At 61.1% G+C, this 16,807-nt stretch carries 17 protein-coding genes; 10 read left to right on the top strand and 7 right to left on the bottom strand.

All coding sequences use genetic code 11. From position 1 onward, the window contains the following. Positions 1 to 50: 50 nt before the first annotated feature. From QMO82_RS11695 to coaD, 3 genes are all read right to left on the bottom strand, one after another. Positions 51 to 560, bottom strand: a complete 510-nt coding sequence (locus QMO82_RS11695; protein WP_003573154.1) for a peptidylprolyl isomerase — start codon at positions 558 to 560, stop codon at positions 51 to 53. Between the two features lie 28 nt (positions 561 to 588). Continuing rightward, positions 589 to 1,161, bottom strand: a complete 573-nt coding sequence (locus QMO82_RS11690; RefSeq protein ID WP_183607343.1) for a peptidylprolyl isomerase — start codon at positions 1,159 to 1,161, stop codon at positions 589 to 591. 73 nt (positions 1,162 to 1,234) lie between these two features. Then, positions 1,235 to 1,729 carry a pantetheine-phosphate adenylyltransferase gene (gene coaD, locus QMO82_RS11685; RefSeq protein WP_183607344.1) on the bottom strand — a complete coding sequence of 165 codons (495 nt, stop codon included), beginning with the start codon at positions 1,727 to 1,729 and terminating at the stop codon, positions 1,235 to 1,237. A 90-nt stretch (positions 1,730 to 1,819) separates the two neighbouring features. Between coaD and QMO82_RS11680 the strand changes: the two genes are divergently transcribed. The 3 genes from QMO82_RS11680 (at position 1,820) to QMO82_RS11670 (ending at position 2,565) form a co-directional block, all read left to right on the top strand. After that, the gene (locus tag QMO82_RS11680; protein WP_183607345.1) at positions 1,820 to 2,107 is read left to right on the top strand and encodes a hypothetical protein; all 288 of its coding nucleotides are present in this window, start codon (positions 1,820 to 1,822) and stop codon (positions 2,105 to 2,107) included. Positions 2,108 to 2,238: 131 nt separating this feature from the next. Further along, on the top strand, positions 2,239 to 2,394 hold the full coding sequence (locus tag QMO82_RS11675; protein ID WP_183607346.1) for a hypothetical protein: 156 nt from the start codon (positions 2,239 to 2,241) through the stop codon (positions 2,392 to 2,394). A gap of 36 nt (positions 2,395 to 2,430) precedes the next feature. Next, positions 2,431 to 2,565 carry a hypothetical protein gene (locus QMO82_RS11670; RefSeq protein WP_259671381.1) on the top strand — a complete coding sequence of 45 codons (135 nt, stop codon included), beginning with the start codon at positions 2,431 to 2,433 and terminating at the stop codon, positions 2,563 to 2,565. Between the two features lie 148 nt (positions 2,566 to 2,713). Here QMO82_RS11670 and gyrA read toward each other — a convergent pair whose 3' ends face one another. Beyond that, a complete protein-coding gene (gyrA, locus tag QMO82_RS11665) occupies positions 2,714 to 5,527 on the bottom strand; it encodes a DNA gyrase subunit A (protein WP_183607347.1) in 2,814 nt (937 codons plus the stop codon). 237 nt (positions 5,528 to 5,764) lie between these two features. On the opposite strand from gyrA, the gene QMO82_RS11660 reads away from it, so the two are divergent. Next, entirely contained in the window at positions 5,765 to 6,412 is a 648-nt protein-coding gene (locus tag QMO82_RS11660; RefSeq protein ID WP_097619757.1) for a MarC family protein, read from the top strand. A 92-nt stretch (positions 6,413 to 6,504) separates the two neighbouring features. Here QMO82_RS11660 and QMO82_RS11655 read toward each other — a convergent pair whose 3' ends face one another. After that, the gene (locus tag QMO82_RS11655; RefSeq protein ID WP_183607348.1) at positions 6,505 to 7,008 is read right to left on the bottom strand and encodes a single-stranded DNA-binding protein; all 504 of its coding nucleotides are present in this window, start codon (positions 7,006 to 7,008) and stop codon (positions 6,505 to 6,507) included. 284 nt (positions 7,009 to 7,292) lie between these two features. On the opposite strand from QMO82_RS11655, the gene uvrA reads away from it, so the two are divergent. The 3 genes from uvrA to QMO82_RS11640 are packed head-to-tail and all read left to right on the top strand — an operon-like array spanning position 7,293 to position 11,503. Next, positions 7,293 to 10,214, top strand: a complete 2,922-nt coding sequence (uvrA, locus tag QMO82_RS11650; protein WP_183607349.1) for an excinuclease ABC subunit UvrA — start codon at positions 7,293 to 7,295, stop codon at positions 10,212 to 10,214. Continuing rightward, the gene (locus QMO82_RS11645; protein ID WP_183607350.1) at positions 10,211 to 10,672 is read left to right on the top strand and encodes a GNAT family N-acetyltransferase; all 462 of its coding nucleotides are present in this window, start codon (positions 10,211 to 10,213) and stop codon (positions 10,670 to 10,672) included. The genes uvrA and QMO82_RS11645 overlap by 4 nt, the downstream gene beginning before the upstream one ends. 24 nt (positions 10,673 to 10,696) lie before the next feature. Further along, positions 10,697 to 11,503, top strand: coding sequence for a DUF72 domain-containing protein (locus QMO82_RS11640; protein ID WP_183607351.1), 807 nt, complete (start codon positions 10,697 to 10,699; stop codon positions 11,501 to 11,503). Between the two features lie 104 nt (positions 11,504 to 11,607). Here QMO82_RS11640 and QMO82_RS11635 read toward each other — a convergent pair whose 3' ends face one another. Further along, positions 11,608 to 13,080 carry an NAD(P)H-hydrate dehydratase gene (locus QMO82_RS11635; protein ID WP_183607352.1) on the bottom strand — a complete coding sequence of 491 codons (1,473 nt, stop codon included), beginning with the start codon at positions 13,078 to 13,080 and terminating at the stop codon, positions 11,608 to 11,610. A 344-nt stretch (positions 13,081 to 13,424) separates the two neighbouring features. On the opposite strand from QMO82_RS11635, the gene QMO82_RS11630 reads away from it, so the two are divergent. The 3 genes from QMO82_RS11630 to hspQ all read left to right on the top strand — a co-directional run bounded on the left by QMO82_RS11630 (position 13,425) and on the right by hspQ (position 15,741). Further along, a complete protein-coding gene (locus QMO82_RS11630) occupies positions 13,425 to 13,763 on the top strand; it encodes a P-II family nitrogen regulator (RefSeq protein WP_003539626.1) in 339 nt (112 codons plus the stop codon). 79 nt (positions 13,764 to 13,842) lie between these two features. Continuing rightward, a complete protein-coding gene (glnA, locus tag QMO82_RS11625) occupies positions 13,843 to 15,252 on the top strand; it encodes a type I glutamate--ammonia ligase (protein WP_028756888.1) in 1,410 nt (469 codons plus the stop codon). A 159-nt stretch (positions 15,253 to 15,411) separates the two neighbouring features. Further along, positions 15,412 to 15,741 carry a heat shock protein HspQ gene (gene hspQ, locus QMO82_RS11620; protein ID WP_003559363.1) on the top strand — a complete coding sequence of 110 codons (330 nt, stop codon included), beginning with the start codon at positions 15,412 to 15,414 and terminating at the stop codon, positions 15,739 to 15,741. A gap of 316 nt (positions 15,742 to 16,057) precedes the next feature. On the opposite strand, the gene QMO82_RS11615 is transcribed toward hspQ, so the two are convergent. Beyond that, on the bottom strand, positions 16,058 to 16,720 hold the full coding sequence (locus QMO82_RS11615) for an invasion associated locus B family protein (protein WP_183607353.1): 663 nt from the start codon (positions 16,718 to 16,720) through the stop codon (positions 16,058 to 16,060). Positions 16,721 to 16,807 lie beyond the last annotated feature (87 nt).

Here is a 16,807-nt window from a genome sequence, read left to right as displayed (position 1 = left end):
AACCCGCCCTCGCGCAGTCACGCAAGGGCGGGTTTCAGCAGAAATCACAATCAGACGTCGGCGGCAACCCGCATGGAGACGATCGAGTCCGGATCGGAAACCGGCTCGCCGCGCTTGATCTTGTCGACGTTGTCCATGCCTTCGATGACTTGGCCCCACACGGAATACTGCTTGTTCAGCCAGGGCGCGTCGGTGAAGCAGATGAAGAACTGCGAATTGGCCGAGTTCGGGTTCTGCGAACGGGCCATCGAGCAGGTGCCGCGCGTATGCGTCGTCGCGGAGAATTCGGCCTTCAGATCCGGCTTCGAAGAGCCGCCCATGCCGGCGCGGCCGGGATTGAAGGTTTCCGAACCCTTCTTGCCGAATTCGACATCGCCCGTCTGGGCCATGAAATCCTGGATGACGCGGTGGAAGACGACGCCGTCATAGGCCTTCTCGCGGGCGAGTTCCTTGATGCGGGCGACATGCTCGGGGGCAACCTGCGGCAAAAGCTGAATGACAACCTTGCCCTTGGTGGTTTCCAGAATGATGGTGTTTTCCGGATCCTTGATCTCGGCCATTGTCTTCTCCTCTTGTTTCTCTCGTAACTTACTTCTTGCCCAGGGTGACCTTGATCATCCGGTCGGGACTTTTGACTTCGCCGTTCTGGCCTTCGCCGCGCTTGATTTTGTCGACATTCTCCATGCCGGACACGACCTTGCCGACGACGGTGTACTGGCCGTTCAGGAAGGAGCCGTCGGCGAACATGATGAAGAACTGCGAATTGGCGGAATTCGGATCCTGCGAACGGGCCATGCCGACCGTGCCGCGCACGAACGGGGTCTTGGAGAATTCCGCCGGAATATCAGGAAGATCCGAGGAGCCGGTGCCGGCCAGGCTCGCATCGAAGCCCTTTTCCATGTTGCCGTATTTGACGTCGCCGGTCTGGGCCATGAAGCCGTCAATGACGCGGTGGAAGGCGACGTTGTCGTATTCGCCCTTCTTGGCCAACGCCTCGATCTGGGCGACATGCTTCGGCGCCACCTCAGGCATGAGCTGGACGACGACGGGGCCGTCCTTCAGCTGGATGGTGAGATAATGATCGGCCGACTGGGCGAAGGCATCCCCGGCGAAGGAGGCGAGATACAACACGCCGGCAAATGCGAGATAAAAGAGTTTCATATGGGCTCCATTGCGGCGGGTTCCGCCTGGTCTTTGCGCTTGCTGGTCTTGTGCCTGCAAGTCTTTGTACTTGTTAGTTTTGACGCTTGGATGCGAGGGCTTGCAAGACGGCGGCCGGCACGAAAGCGCTGACATCGCCGCCCATAGCGGCGATCTGGCGGACCAATGTGGCGGTAATGGGCCGAGAGGCCGTGCCCGCCGGCAAAAAGATGGTCTGGAGATCGGGCGCCATCGTCCTGTTCATGCCGGCCATCTGCATTTCATAATCAAGATCGGTGCCGTCGCGAAGACCGCGGATCAACAGCGTGGCGCCATGGGTGCGGGCGGCATCGACGACCAGATTGTCGAAGGCGACGACGGTGATATCGCCGGTTTTGCCGGGCAGTGCTTCAGCCAGCGAACGGCGGATCAGCTCGGCTTTTTCCTCAAAGGAAAACAGCGGCGCCTTGCCGGGATGGATGCCGATCGCGACAATCACCCTTTCGGCGACGTTCAGCGCCTGGACCAGAACATCCACATGCCCGTTGGTAATCGGGTCGAAAGACCCCGGATAAAAAGCTGTCGTCATCTGGCCCGACCGTTGGTTTGACGCCTTTTGTCACGGATGCCGCCTTGCCGCAAGTGATTTGGCCTATCGTCCCGGACGGTTGAATGGCGGATGAATGGCCCGTTCAAGGCGGTTTCAGACAGGATCTGCTTAACTCAAATCATCCACGCAGCCGATGCCATTCCGGCATCCGGCGCTCCCCGAAAGACCACATCCATGCTGATCGTGCTTGTTGCACTTGCCGTCGTTTCCTCCCTCGCCGCCGAGATGGCCTATGGCTATTTCGCCGATCGCTACGAGGTGACCTGGGTGCGGCCGGAGCTTGCCGAGCATGGGGCCATCGTGCGCGCCCAAGGCCGGCTGCGCGAAAACCGAGCTTCGAATCTGAACGCCAGATGAACGAGACATTCAAGGAGGCTTCAGATCGGCGTTGGTAAACACCCCCTCAACATCCGGCGGAACCATTTTAAAACGGATGCGTTCATTCAACCGACCCATAGATGCGATTAGCGCGGCAGGAAGGACTACAAATGCCCGGCAAGATTACGATGATTAACGTGCTCTGGATGGTAATGATCACGGGCATGCTGACCGCAACTGTCGCTCTCTATGATCAGAAGGTCGATACCTCAAAGGTTTATGGTCCCTATGCTTCGGCCCGGACGGCCGTACTGGGCCAGTACTGAGGGGCGAAAACGCAACTCCCCAGGAAAGGAATGCCTATGTTCACGATCTTGACAGTGCTCACGGCCCTTATCAGCGTCATGTTCATCGTGTCTGTGACCTCGACGATTTCAGCGCTCCGGCGCGAAGGTGAAGAGGTGAAGGCACTGAATGAAAAACATAGAGCGTTCTGACATTCCTCTCTTCCCACCCTTGAGCGGCACCCTTCCGTCGCCAGGGTCATTCAAAGCCGGATGCACGAAGCGTCCGGCTTTTTCTTTGGATAGAGCTGTCCTCGGGCGTAAAAAGAAAGGGCGGCTCGAAGCCGCCCCTTTCATTTGATCATTCCTCGGTGGACCCGGCCGGATCGCCATCGGCGACCGGGCCCTCGCCGGTCGCACCTTCGTCGGCGGCTGTGGCGCCTTCGACAGCCTCCTCCGTCTCGTCCTCCTCCGGCTCGCTGATGCGCTCGACCGAGACGACCTTTTCGTCCTTGTGCGTCGAGAAGATGGTGACGCCCTTGGTGGCGCGGCTGGCGATGCGGATGCCGCCGACCGGCACGCGAATCAGCTGGCCGCCATCGGAAACCAGCATGATCTGGTCGCCGTCATCGACGGGGAAGGCCGCGACCAGTTCGCCGATCTCGCCAGTTTTCGACGTGTCGGTGGCGCGGATGCCCTTGCCGCCGCGGCCGGAAATGCGGAAGTCGTAGGACGACGAACGCTTGCCGAAGCCCTTTTCCGAGACTGTCAGCACGAATTGTTCGCGTGCCCTCAACTCTTCGTAGCGCTCGTCGGAGAGCTGCCCCTCCTCGGTGACTTCTTCACCGACCAGCGCGATGTCCTCTTCGTCCACGCCCGTCGCCCGACGTTCGGCGGCGGAGCGCTTGAGGTAGGCGGCGCGCTCCCACGGCTCGGCATCGACATGACCGACGATCGTCATCGAGATGATGCGGTCGCCATCGCCGAGATTGATGCCGCGCACGCCGATCGAGTTGCGGCCGGCAAAGACGCGAACGTCGTCGACGGAGAAGCGGATGCACTGGCCGAGCGCCGTTGTCAAAAGCACGTCGTCATTCTCGGTGCAGGTCTCGACGGAGAGGATTTCGTCGCCCTCCTCCTCGAGCTTCATGGCGATCTTGCCGTTGCGGTTGACCTGGACGAAGTCCGACAGCTTGTTGCGGCGAACCGTGCCGCGCGTGGTCGAGAACATGACGTCGAGATTGTCCCAGCTCGCCTCGTCCTCAGGCAAGGGCAGGATGGTGGTGATGCGCTCGCCGGGTTCGAGCGGCAGCATGTTGATGAGCGCCTTGCCGCGTGAGGTCGGCGTGCCGATCGGCAGGCGCCAGACCTTCTCCTTGTAGACGATGCCGCGCGAGGAGAAGAACAGAACCGGCGTATGGGTATTGACAACGAATAGCCGGCTAACAAAATCCTCGTCGCGGGTGGTCATGCCGGAGCGACCCTTGCCGCCGCGGCGCTGGGCGCGGTAGGTGGTCAGCGGCACGCGCTTGATGTAACCGAGATGCGAGACGGTGACGACCATGTCCTCGCGGGCGATGAGATCCTCGTCGTCCATTTCGAGGCCGCCATCGACAATCTCGGTGCGGCGCGGCGTGCCGAATTCGTCGCGGACGGCGATGAGCTCGTCCTTGACGATGGTCTGGATGCGGACGCGCGAGGAGAGAATATCGAGGTAATCCTTGATCTCTTCGCCGATTTTGTTGAGTTCGTCGCCGATTTCGTCGCGGCCGAGGGCCGTCAGGCGGGCAAGGCGCAGTTCGAGGATAGCGCGGGCCTGCTCTTCGGACAGATTGTAGGTCAGGTCCTCATTGATGCGGTGGCGCGGATCATCGATCAGACGGATCAGGCTCTCGACATCTTCGGCCGGCCAGCGGCGGGTCATCAGCTCTTCGCGGGCCGACTGCGGATCGGGCGCCTGGCGGATGACGCGGATGACTTCGTCGATATTGGCGACGGCAATGGCCAGACCAACCAACACATGGGCACGGTCACGCGCCTTGCGCAGCAGGAATTTCGTTCTCCGGCTAACAACCTCCTCGCGGAAAGAGACGAAAGCACGCAGCATGTCGAGCAGCGCCAGCTGCTCGGGCTTGCCGCCGTTCAGCGCCACCATGTTGCAGCCGAAGGAGGTCTGCAGCGGCGTGTAACGATAGAGCTGGTTGAGAATCACCTCGGCATTGGCGTCGCGCTTCAGCTCGACGACGACGCGATAACCCTGGCGGTCGGATTCGTCGCGCAGGTCGGAGATGCCCTCGATGCGCTTGTCGCGCACCAGCTCGGCCATCTTCTCGATCATCGTCGCCTTGTTCACCTGGTAGGGAATCTCGGTGATGATGATCTGCTCGCGATCACCGCGCATCGGCTCGATGGCGGCGACGCCGCGCATGATGACCGAACCGCGGCCGGTCTCGTAAGCCGAGCGGATGCCGGCACGCCCGAGGATCTTCGCACCCGTCGGGAAATCGGGGCCGGGAATGATCTGCATCAGTTCCGGCAGCTCGATGGCCGGATCGTTAATCAGCGCGATGCAGCCGTCGATGACTTCAGAAAGATTGTGCGGCGGAATGTTGGTCGCCATGCCGACGGCGATGCCGCCGGCGCCGTTGACGAGCAGGTTCGGGAACTTGGCGGGCACCACCACCGGCTCGGAGAGCGTGCCGTCGTAGTTGTCGCGGAAATCGACAGTCTCCTTGTCGAGATCATCGAGCAGCGAATGGGCAGCCTTTTCCAGACGGCATTCGGTGTAACGTTCAGCCGCCGGCGGATCGCCATCGACCGAGCCGAAATTGCCCTGGCCGTCGATCAGCGGCAGCCGCAGCGACCAAGGCTGGGCCATACGGGCGAGCGCATCATAGATCGCGGTATTGCCGTGCGGGTGGTATTTACCCATCACGTCACCGGTGACGCGGGCGCATTTGACGTATTTCTTGTTCCAGTCGATGCCGAGCTCGGACATGCCGTAGAGGATGCGCCGGTGCACGGGCTTCAGGCCGTCGCGCACGTCGGGCAGCGCGCGGCTGACGATGACGCTCATGGCGTAATCGAGATACGACCGCTGCATTTCCTCCATGATGGAGATGGGCTCGATGCCTGGCGGGAGCTTCCCGCCGCCGGGGGGTGTTTGCTCAGTCAAAACAGATCACGATCTCTTCTAGAATCACTTGAAGATTTATAGCGGAAAGCCTGTTCCCACGCCAATTTCTGAGCGCGTTTTGAACAGGCTTTTGCGGCTTAAAGAGGGTAAAACATACAAGCTGGGCGGCCGGACCGGACAAATCTATCGCGGGGCGGCCGCGGGATATTTGCCAAATCGGAATCCCCGCTTCACAATCATAAAAACCACCTGTCCATATGGGGTTTCGGAGAGACGATGGCAAGCGCCGACCAATTGATCAACGCCTTCACGACGCTGCTCGTCACCATCGATCCGCCGGGGCTTGCACCGATCTTCCTGGGGCTGACGGCGGGCATGAGCCGGGCCGAGCGCACGCAGGTGGCGCTACGCGGCTCGACCATCGCCTTTATCATCCTCGCCGTCTTCGCCCTGTTCGGCGCCGGCGTGCTCGGCGTGCTTGGGATCTCGATCGGCGCCTTCCGCATCGCCGGCGGGCTGCTGCTCTTCTGGATCGCCTTCGAGATGGTGTTCGAGAGGCGGCAGGAACGCAAGGAGAAGGCCACCGAGGCGGCTGTCACCAAGGATCATATCGAAAATATCGCCGTCTTTCCCCTCGCATTGCCGCTGATTGCCGGTCCGGGTGCGATCTCGGCGACGATCCTGCTGGCCGGGACGCTGGCGACCTCCGTCGGAAAAGCGCAGCTGATCGCCGTCATCGCCGCCAATCTGTTGCTGACACTGCTGATGCTGCTGATCGCCGACAGGCTCGACCGTTTCCTCGGCGTCACCGGCCGGGCGATCCTGACGCGCCTCCTCGGCGTCATCCTCGCCGCGCTTGCGGTGCAATTCGTCGTCGACGGCGCGAAAGCGGCGCTCAATCTCATCAGCGCGACGCCGCACTGAAAATGGCGGCATCAGCCGCGAGATCAAAAAAAAGCATGATGCCGTCAACGGCATCATGCTCTCAGGTCTTTCAAGCCATGAAACGCGGTCGATCAGAACGGGATGTCGTCGTCGAGATCGCGCGAGAAGTTGCCGCCGCCACCGCCACGGCTTGGCGATGAAGAGGGAGCTGGGGCGCCGTAGTCGTCGCCATAATCATTGTTGCTGCTGCCGCCACGGCCGCCGCTCGCCCCGCCGCCATCGCCGCGGCCGTCGAGCATGGTCAGCGTCGAGCTGAAGCCCTGCAGCACCACTTCCGTCGAATAGCGGTCCTGGCCCTGCTGGTCTTGCCACTTGCGGGTCTGCAGCTGGCCTTCGATATAGAGCTTGGCGCCCTTCTTCACATATTGCTCGACGACCTTGCAGAGGCCCTCGTTGAAGACGACGACAGTGTGCCATTCGGTCTTTTCACGGCGCTCGCCGGAATTTCGGTCGCGCCAGGTCTCCGAGGTCGCGATACGAAGATTGGCGATCGGCCGGCCATCCTGAGTACGGCGGATTTCGGGGTCTGCACCCACGTTTCCAACCAGAATTACCTTGTTCACGCTACCAGCCATGCTTCTCACCCTGCCTGCCGCCCTGCCCGGCGGCGTTTCAATCGATCGGCGCACCTTAAACCATCACGGACCGCCGATGCGCATGGGCGGCATTTAATCCACATGTTTATCCATCAGAAAGCCGCATGCATCCATCAGGAATTTTGTTCTTTCTTTGTTCTAGTTTATCCCTATGATCCTGTCAACAGAATCGAAAACCTTCAGTGTTGCCGACATTCAGCCTCGACTCGCCGGTCGGCATCACTAAATAAGGGCTGTTATCCCAAAGGACCAAAGCTGAGACGATGAGCGAACTGAAGACGATCTCCATCCGCGGCGCGCGCGAGCATAATCTCAAAGGCATCGATCTCGATCTGCCGCGCAACAAGCTGATCGTCATGACCGGGCTTTCGGGTTCCGGCAAATCCTCGCTTGCCTTCGACACCATCTATGCCGAGGGCCAGCGCCGTTATGTCGAGAGCCTGTCGGCCTATGCCCGGCAGTTCCTCGAAATGATGCAGAAGCCCGATGTCGACCAGATCGATGGACTGTCGCCCGCGATCTCGATCGAGCAGAAGACCACCTCGCGCAATCCGCGCTCGACGGTCGGTACCGTCACCGAGATCTACGACTATATGCGCCTGCTCTTTGCCCGCGTCGGCGTTCCCTATTCGCCGGCGACCGGCCTGCCGATCGAGAGCCAGACGGTCAGCCAGATGGTCGACCGCGTCCTCGATTTCGGCGAAGGCACCCGTCTTTATATTCTTGCGCCGCTCGTGCGCGGCCGTAAGGGCGAATACAAGAAGGAACTCGCCGAGCTGATGAAGAAGGGCTTCCAGCGCGTCAAGGTCGACGGTCAGTTCTACGAGATCGCCGAGGCGCCGGTGCTCGACAAGAAATACAAGCACGACATCGACGTGGTGGTCGACCGCATCGTCGTGCGCCCGGATGTCTCGGCCCGCCTGGCGGACAGCCTGGAGACCTGCCTGAAGCTCGCCGACGGGCTGGCGATCGCCGAATTCGCCGACAAGCCGCTGCCGCCCGAAGAGACGTCGGCCGGCGGGTCGGCCAACAAGTCGCTGAACGAGACGCATGAGCGGGTGCTGTTTTCGGAGAAATTCGCCTGCCCGGTTTCCGGCTTCACCATACCCGAGATCGAGCCGCGGCTGTTTTCCTTCAACAATCCCTTCGGCGCCTGCCCGACCTGCGACGGCCTCGGCGCCCAGCAGAAGATCGATCCGGATTTGATCGTGCCCGAGCCCGAGCGGACGCTGCGCGACGGGGCGATCGCGCCCTGGGCGAAGTCGACCTCGCCCTATTACAATCAGACGCTGGAAGCGCTCGGCAAACATTACGGCTTCAAGCTCGGCACCCGCTGGAATGATCTGTCCGACGAGGCCAAGGACGTCATCCTCAACGGCACCGACGACAAGATCGAATTCCATTACGCCGACGGCGCCCGCTCCTATACGACGCAGAAGAATTTCGAGGGCATCATCACCAATCTCGAGCGCCGCTGGAAGGAGACGGATTCCGCCTGGGCGCGTGAGGATATCGAGCGCTTCATGTCGGCCGCTCCCTGCCCTTCCTGCAACGGCTTCCGCCTGAAGCCGGAGGCCTTGGCGGTGAAGATCGACACGCTGCATATCGGTGAAGTCACCGGCATGTCGATCCGCGTCGCCCGCGACTGGTTCGAGACGCTGCCGGCCAGCTTCAACGCCAAGCAGAACGAGATTGCGGTGCGCATCCTCAAGGAGATCCGCGACCGACTGCGCTTCCTCAACGATGTCGGCCTGGAATATCTCAGCCTGTCGCGCAATTCCGGCACGCTGTCGGGCGGCGAAAGCCAGCGCATCCGGCTTGCCTCGCAGATCGGTTCGGGACTGACCGGCGTGCTCTATGTGCTCGACGAACCGTCGATCGGCCTGCATCAGCGCGACAATGCCCGGCTGCTCGACACGCTGAAACACCTGCGCGACATCGGCAACACGGTCATCGTCGTCGAACATGACGAGGACGCGATCATGACGGCCGACGACGTGGTCGATATCGGCCCGGCCGCCGGCATTCACGGCGGCCAGGTCATCGCCCATGGTACGCCGCAGGATATCATGGACAATCCGCAGTCGCTGACCGGCAAATATCTCTCGGGTGAACTCGGCGTGCCGGTTCCCCATGAGCGCCGCAAGCAGAAGAAGGGCCGCGAGATCAAGGTGGTCGGCGCACGCGGCAACAATCTGAAGAATGTCACGGCGTCGATCCCGCTCGGCGTGTTCACGGCGGTGACCGGTGTTTCCGGCGGCGGCAAATCCACTTTCCTGATCGAGACACTCTATAAATCGGCAGCGCGCCGCGTCATGGGCGCGCGTGAAAACCCGGCCGATCACGACCGCATCGACGGCTTCGAGCATATCGACAAGGTGATCGACATCGACCAGTCGCCGATCGGCCGCACACCGCGCTCCAATCCGGCGACCTATACCGGCGCCTTCACGCCGATCCGCGACTGGTTCGCCGGTCTGCCGGAAGCCAAGGCGCGCGGCTACCAGCCGGGCCGCTTCTCCTTCAACGTCAAGGGCGGACGCTGCGAGGCCTGCCAGGGCGACGGCGTCATCAAGATCGAGATGCACTTCCTGCCCGATGTCTACGTCACCTGCGATGTCTGCCACGGCAAGCGCTATAACAGAGAGACGCTCGACGTCACCTTCAAGCAGAAGTCGATCGCCGACGTCCTCGACATGACGGTGGAGGAAGGCGTCGATTTCTTCGCGGCGGTGCCTGCCGTACGCGACAAGCTGCAATCGCTGAAGGATGTCGGCCTCGGTTATATCAAGGTCGGCCAGCAGGCGAATACGCTTTCGGGCGGCGAGGCGCAGCGCGTCAAGCTCGCCAAGGAGCTGTCGAAACGCTCGACGGGACGCACGCTCTATATTCTCGACGAACCGACGACCGGCCTGCATTTCCACGACGTCGCCAAGCTGCTCGAAATGCTGCACGAACTGGTCAACCAGGGCAATTCGGTGGTGGTGATCGAGCACAATCTCGAAGTCATCAAGACGGCTGACTGGGTGCTCGATTTCGGCCCCGAGGGCGGCGACGGCGGCGGCGAGATCGTGGCTGTCGGCACGCCTGAAACAATCGTCAAGGAGAAGCGCTCCTATACCGGCCATTTCCTCAAGGAATTGCTGGAGCGGCGGCCGGCGAAGAAGGCGGTTGCGGCGGAATGACGATGAGGCCAGCGTCGCCCGATGATCTGCAAACGATCGCGACGCTGACAGCAGCCGCCTATCGGCCCTATACCGAACTCCTCGGCGCTCCGCCGATCCCGGTGACGGAGGATTACGCGCCGCGGATCGACCGCGGCGAGATCTGGCTGCGCGAGATCGGCGGCGAAACGGCTGGCCTCGTGGTCATCGAGAAGCATTCCGATCACTTGATGCTCTTCAGCATCGCGGTCTCGCCGGCCTTTCAGGGCGGCGGGCATGGGCTCTCGATGCTGCGCTGGCTGGAAGGCAAGGCGCGGGAATGGGCAGCTCCGGAAATCCGGCTCTATACGAATGCGCTTATGGAACGGAATATCGCGCTCTATCGCGCCTTCGGGTTTCAGGAAACGGGTCGCCGGCCGAACCCTTATCGGCCAGGCTGGACGCTCGTCGACATGGTGAAAGAGATCGACGCGGCCTGAGCGGCTGCCAATGAGGAGGACGACATGACGAAATCCGGCACTATCCGCACCGGCATCGGCGGCTGGACCTTCGAGCCCTGGCGCGGGCATTTCTTTCCCGATGACCTGAAGCAGAAGGACGAGCTGAATTATGCCAGCCGCCAGTTGAAGGTCATCGAGGTCAACGGCACCTATTACAGCACGCAAAAGCCTGCGGTCTTCGCCAAATGGGCGGCCGATGTGCCCGAAGGCTTCATCTTCTCGCTGAAGGCGACGCGTTTCGTCACCAACCGGCGGGTGCTTGCCGAAGCCGGTGAATCGATGGAGCGGTTCCTGTCGTCGGGCATCAGCGAACTCGGCAATCATCTCGGGCCGCTGCTCTGGCAGTTCGCGCCGACGAAGAAGTTCGACCCGGACGATTTCGAGGCCTTCCTGAAGCTGCTGCCGGCAAAACAGGACGGGCTGGCGCTTCGCCACGTGGTCGAGGTGCGCCACGATTCCTTCAAAGTGCCGGAATTCGTGGCGCTGCTGGCGAAATACGGGGTGGCGCCTGTTTGTGCCGAACATTTCGAATATCCGATGATTGCCGACGTCACGGCCGATTTCGTCTATGCCAGGCTGCAGAAGGGCTCGGACGATATTGCGACCTGCTATCCGGATAAGGACCTGAAGGCCTGGGCAAACCGGCTGGAGACCTGGGCCGAGGGCAAGATCCCGGACGACCTGCCGCTGATCGATGCAGATCGCAAAGTGAAGGTTGAACCGCGCGACGTCTTCGCCTTCATGATCCACGAGGGCAAGGTCAATGCGCCGCACGGGGCTATCGCCCTGCAGCAGGCGCTGGCGAAATAGGCCGGGCTGACTTTCGCGGAAGATCAGAATCGGCGGCGCGACGCTAGAGCATCGGCGTAGCCCGAAGCTAAAGCATCAGGCGAGCTAAAGCATCGCGCGCGGGATTAAAGCGGTAAGACGTGGGCGGCGAGGTCTTCCGCCGTCAGGCCTTTGCCGGCGCGATGGCCGGCCTCTCCATGCAGCCAGACGCCGGCGGCGGCGGCCTCGAAGGCCGGCAGGCCCTGGGCGAGCAATCCACCGATAATGCCGGCGAGCACATCCCCGGAACCGGCGGTGGCAAGCCAGACGGGAGCGTTGGTATTGATCAGCGCACGTCCATCAGGCGCGGCAATGACGGTATCGGCGCCTTTATAGACGATCGCTGCATTGGCGCGGCGGGCGGCAGCCACTGCCTTATCGACCTTGCCAAGCGCATCGTCGCCGCCGATATCGGGAAAGAGCCGCGAGAACTCACCTTCGTGCGGCGTCAGCACCAGACGCGGCTTTCCCCGGAAAAGATCAAACAGCTGCTGCGGATCGTCCTTGAACGAGGAGATGCCATCGGCATCAAGCACCAGATGGCGCTCGGCAAGCGCGGTGACGAAGCCGCGCGCCCTGGCGCCGATGCCGAAACCCGGACCGAGGACGAATGTCTGCAGCCGCCGGTCCGAGAGCCAGTCTTCGAGGTCTTCCTCGTCGTCGATCGCATGCAGCATGACGGCTGTGAGATGGGCGGCATTGGCGGCCATTGCCGCATGGGGGGCGGCGATCGTCACCAGGCCGGCGCCGGCCTTCAGGCCCGATATCGCCGACATCCGTGCAGCCCCCGTCTTGTCCGCCGCGCCTGAGAAGACCACCAGATGGCCGCGCTTGTATTTGTGGGTTTCCAGCCGCTCGGCCGGCAGCACGCTCTTCCAGGCATCCGGCCTGTTCTCGGCGATGGCGCCGCTTGCCGCGCCCCTGACGATGCGAGCGGGAATGCCGATATCGAAGACCTCCAGTTCACCGGAAAGCTGCCTGCCCGGCATCAGCAGATGCCCGGGCTTGCGCGTCATGAAGGTAATGGTGTTGCGAGCTCGGAAAGCGGCACCCAGCACCTTGCCGGTGCGGCCATCGAGGCCGGAGGGCAGATCGATTGAAAGCACCGGTATACCGGCCTCGGTGACGCGCCCGATCAACGCGATGACATCGGCCGGCACTTCGCGGGCGAGCCCGGCGCCGAACAGGCCATCGATGACGACGTCGCCGGTTTCGGGCTGGTAGAGGGAGAGCCCCTGTCCCTGGAGCGCGCAGCCGGCGCGGGCGCGGGCGGCATCGCCCTTCAGCCTCGAGGGATCACCGAGATGGAAGAGCGCCACCGTCGCCCCGCCCTGCTGCAAATGCCTTGCCGCGACATAGGCGTCGCCGCCATTGTTGCCCGGACCGCAGAGCAGGACGAAACGCAGGGCATCCGGGTAAAGCCGCAGCGCGGCCGCTGCGGCCGCAGCCCCTGCCCTTTCCATCAGGCCGAAGGAATCGATACCGGATGCGGCAGCGGCCGCATCGACGGCGGCCATTTCGGCAGGCGTCAGAAGAAGGTCGGACAGATGTTGGCTCATTGCCCTATTCAATTCAATAAACGCCTAAAAAACAACCGCCTGGGATGACAAAGAAAATGGCATTGTTTGTGCATTTGCACATATTTTAATCCCACCACAACATGTATCCGCGGTTACTGATATTCAAAATTTTTTCGGTTTTGGACGCGTTTTTGGTCTGGGGGCAATGTTTTTTCACTTCTCGGTCACCAAAACGACATGGAATTCCCCGCAAACGCGCCGGTTTTGACAGAATTCACGTCTTTTTTCGATAAGACGGATTTCAAACTGGCACGATATCTGCATCATATCCGGCGAGCGGGAACATTCCTGCCGTAACGGGAGAAGCGGAGAGACATTTTCTCATGAAAAAGATCGAAGCGATCATTAAGCCTTTCAAGCTGGACGAAGTGAAGGAAGCCCTTCAGGAAGTCGGCCTGCAAGGTATCACGGTCACGGAAGCCAAGGGCTTCGGCCGTCAGAAGGGCCACACGGAACTCTACCGCGGCGCCGAATACGTCGTCGATTTCCTGCCGAAGGTAAAGGTCGAGGTTGTGCTCGCCGACGAGAACGCGGAGGCCGTCATCGATGCGATCCGCAAGGCGGCGCAGACCGGCCGCATTGGCGACGGAAAGATCTTCGTCTCCAACGTCGAAGAGGTTATCCGCATCCGCACCGGCGAGACCGGCATAGACGCCATCTGACCCACTTTGCCAACCACGCAAAGTTCGATACGGTCAGCGCAGCCACCTATTGTCATCGCAAATCGGAGGAAGGTATTTAATGGCGACCGCAAGCGAAATTCTGAAGCAGATCAAAGAGAACGATGTGAAGTTCGTCGATCTGCGCTTCACCGACCCGAAGGGCAAGTTGCAGCATGTGACGATGGACGTCGTCTGCGTCGACGAAGACATGTTCGCTGACGGCGTGATGTTCGACGGCTCCTCGATCGGCGGCTGGAAGGCCATCAACGAGTCCGACATGGTGCTGATGCCCGATACCGAGACGGTGCATATGGACCCGTTCTTCGCTCAGTCGACCATGGTCATCATGTGCGATATTCTCGATCCGGTTTCCGGCGAAGCCTATAACCGCGATCCGCGCGGCACCGCCAAGAAGGCTGAAGCCTATCTCAAGGCATCCGGCATCGGCGACACGATCTTCGTCGGTCCGGAAGCCGAATTCTTCGTCTTCGACGACGTCAAGTACAAGGCCGATCCCTATAATACCGGCTTCAAGCTCGATTCGACGGAACTGCCGTCGAACGATGACACCGACTACGAAACCGGCAACCTCGGCCATCGCCCGCGCGTCAAGGGCGGCTATTTCCCGGTTCCGCCGGTTGATAGCGCCCAGGACATGCGTTCGGAAATGCTGACGGTGCTCTCCGAAATGGGCGTCGTGGTCGAAAAACATCACCACGAAGTCGCCGCCGCCCAGCACGAACTCGGCATCAAGTTCGACACGCTGGTGCGCAACGCCGACAAGATGCAGATCTACAAATACGTCGTGCACCAGGTGGCCAATGCCTACGGCAAGACGGCGACCTTCATGCCGAAGCCGATCTTCGGCGACAACGGCTCGGGCATGCACGTGCACCAGTCGATCTGGAAGGGCGGCAAGCCCACCTTTGCCGGCGACGAATATGCAGGCCTTTCCGAGAGCTGCCTGTTCTACATCGGCGGCATCATCAAGCATGCCAAGGCGATCAACGCCTTCACCAACCCGTCGACGAACTCCTACAAGCGTCTGGTCCCGGGTTATGAAGCACCGGTGCTGCTCGCCTATTCTGCCCGCAACCGTTCTGCCTCCTGCCGCATTCCGTTCGGCTCCAACCCGAAGGCTAAGCGCGTCGAAGTCCGTTTCCCGGATCCGACCGCCAACCCCTACCTCGCCTTCGCCGCCATGCTGATGGCCGGCCTCGACGGCATCAAGAACAAGATCCATCCCGGCAAGGCCATGGACAAGGACCTCTACGACCTGCCGCCGAAGGAATTGAAGAAGATCCCGACGGTCTGTGGCTCACTGCGCGAGGCGCTCGAAAGCCTCGACAAGGACCGCAAGTTCCTGACGGCCGGCGGCGTCTTCGACGACGACCAGATCGATGCCTTCATCGAACTGAAGATGGCTGAGGTGATGCGTTTCGAAATGACGCCGCATCCGGTCGAATACGACATGTATTATTCGGCCTGATCGGCCGCGAAGACCGAAAGCCCCGGCTCGCCGGGGCTTTCACCTCCCCCGGTCATGGACGCCAGCAGGAGGATGTGACGTTCATGTGACGAACACGCGCAAAAATCTTGATTTGCGCGGCACCAATCACCAAATTTGGTGATGAAAGGAAGTCGTACCATGAAAGAAAGAATAGCAAAGTTCAGTATCGGCGAAGTGGTTCGGCACAAGGTATTTCCGTTTCGCGGCGTCATCTTCGACGTTGATCCTGAGTTCGCGAATACGGAGGAATGGTGGAATTCCATTCCGGCCGAGGTGCGCCCGAGCAGGGACCAGCCCTTCTATCACCTGCTCGCCGAAAATGACGAAAGCGAATATGTCGCTTATGTCTCCGAGCAGAACCTGATGAACGATGAAAGCGGCACGCCGCTTCGCAACCCGCAGATCTACCAGATTTTCGATCAGGCCCCGTCAGGGCAGTTCAAACCCAAGATGAGCTTCGCCCACTAAATCAGGCTGACCGACCGCATGAAAAAAGGCCTCGCAATCCCGGCGAGGCCTTTTTCTCTTGGCACCGAACCCGGCGGAATGCCCCTCATCCGGCTGCCGCCATCTCTGCCTGGGTCGAGCCACGTGTCTCCCCGCGCGCGGGGCGAAGGGACATGCAGCACACCTCTCGGTTCCCACCAACAGGGCACGTCCCCTCGCCCCGTTTACGGGGAGAGGGCCAGGGTGACGGGCAGCCATTAGCGCGCCGCTAGAGTGCAAAGTCCACCAACAAAAAACCCGGCGCGCAGCCGGGTTTCTGTTCAATATGGCGGCAGGATTACTGCGCCTTGGCTGCCTTCTGGGCGTCTTCCAGCTTCTTGCGGGCTTCTTCGGCCTTCTTCTGCATGCCTTCCTGCAGGCTGCGCTGGCTTTCGGCAAGTTTGGATTCAGAAACCGGTTCGCCGTCATAAGCGCCGGTGAAGCCTTCGAGCGAAATCTTGATCGGGTTCGGGGCGCGGCGGAAGTTGATCGACGTGAAGATCACATCGCTGCCCTTCTTGAGGCTGGCGATCATCGCATCGGTCAGCGGAATTTCAGCCGTGCACTTGTCCGGCAGGCAGACGGCGTAGTCGAGCTTCTGGCCCTTGCCGCCATCGATCTGCATGCTGATGCCCGGAGGAATCAGGCGTGCCGTGGGAACCGATACCTGCAGGAGCTTGCGGTTGATCTTGCCGGAAACCGAGATCAGGCCGACGGCCGTGACCAGCTGGCCGCCATTGGCGAGGATCAGGTTCTGGACAACACAGATGTCGTTGTCTTCCTGCTTGCTGCAGGTCTTGTACCAGCCGAGCTTCGGCGCTCCTGCGGCCTGTGCCGGGGCATCGGCCGGAGCCTGCGCCGCCGCATCCTGTGCGAAGGAGGAGACCGGAGCCGAGGCACCGAACATCACTGCCAGAACGGACAGTGCTGCCCGCATTTTCTTTTCAGACTTGAACATCATAACGAATTCCGTCTCCTGATATCCGTTCAGGGCAGCGTCTTTGCCGCCCCAACCATCGGGTCGTTCGGCACTCCACCTCTTAAAAGA

It is taken from the genome of Rhizobium sp. BT04 (genome assembly GCF_030053135.1).
Taxonomy (GTDB): Bacteria; Pseudomonadota; Alphaproteobacteria; order Rhizobiales; family Rhizobiaceae; genus Rhizobium; species Rhizobium binxianense.
Note: the sequence above shows the minus strand (reverse complement) of the source record. Positions and strands in the feature narration are given on the sequence as shown.

What these genes read in the sequence shown, in the direction of transcription:
- glnA (WP_028756888.1), top strand. Translation starts at nt 13,843, where the DNA reads ATGGCGACCGCAAGCGAAATTCTGAAGCAGATCAAAGAGAACGATGTG.
- QMO82_RS11635 (WP_183607352.1), bottom strand. Translation starts at nt 13,080, where the DNA reads ATGAGCCAACATCTGTCCGACCTTCTTCTGACGCCTGCCGAAATGGCC.
- QMO82_RS11675 (WP_183607346.1), top strand. Translation starts at nt 2,239, where the DNA reads ATGCCCGGCAAGATTACGATGATTAACGTGCTCTGGATGGTAATGATC.
- coaD (WP_183607344.1), bottom strand. Translation starts at nt 1,729, where the DNA reads ATGACGACAGCTTTTTATCCGGGGTCTTTCGACCCGATTACCAACGGG.
- QMO82_RS11670 (WP_259671381.1), top strand. Translation starts at nt 2,431, where the DNA reads ATGTTCACGATCTTGACAGTGCTCACGGCCCTTATCAGCGTCATGTTC.
- QMO82_RS11655 (WP_183607348.1), bottom strand. Translation starts at nt 7,008, where the DNA reads ATGGCTGGTAGCGTGAACAAGGTAATTCTGGTTGGAAACGTGGGTGCA.
- QMO82_RS11640 (WP_183607351.1), top strand. Translation starts at nt 10,697, where the DNA reads ATGACGAAATCCGGCACTATCCGCACCGGCATCGGCGGCTGGACCTTC.
- QMO82_RS11660 (WP_097619757.1), top strand. Translation starts at nt 5,765, where the DNA reads ATGGCAAGCGCCGACCAATTGATCAACGCCTTCACGACGCTGCTCGTC.
- hspQ (WP_003559363.1), top strand. Translation starts at nt 15,412, where the DNA reads ATGAAAGAAAGAATAGCAAAGTTCAGTATCGGCGAAGTGGTTCGGCAC.
- QMO82_RS11690 (WP_183607343.1), bottom strand. Translation starts at nt 1,161, where the DNA reads ATGAAACTCTTTTATCTCGCATTTGCCGGCGTGTTGTATCTCGCCTCC.
- QMO82_RS11645 (WP_183607350.1), top strand. Translation starts at nt 10,211, where the DNA reads ATGACGATGAGGCCAGCGTCGCCCGATGATCTGCAAACGATCGCGACG.
- QMO82_RS11615 (WP_183607353.1), bottom strand. Translation starts at nt 16,720, where the DNA reads ATGATGTTCAAGTCTGAAAAGAAAATGCGGGCAGCACTGTCCGTTCTG.
- QMO82_RS11630 (WP_003539626.1), top strand. Translation starts at nt 13,425, where the DNA reads ATGAAAAAGATCGAAGCGATCATTAAGCCTTTCAAGCTGGACGAAGTG.
- QMO82_RS11680 (WP_183607345.1), top strand. Translation starts at nt 1,820, where the DNA reads ATGAATGGCCCGTTCAAGGCGGTTTCAGACAGGATCTGCTTAACTCAA.
- uvrA (WP_183607349.1), top strand. Translation starts at nt 7,293, where the DNA reads ATGAGCGAACTGAAGACGATCTCCATCCGCGGCGCGCGCGAGCATAAT.
- QMO82_RS11695 (WP_003573154.1), bottom strand. Translation starts at nt 560, where the DNA reads ATGGCCGAGATCAAGGATCCGGAAAACACCATCATTCTGGAAACCACC.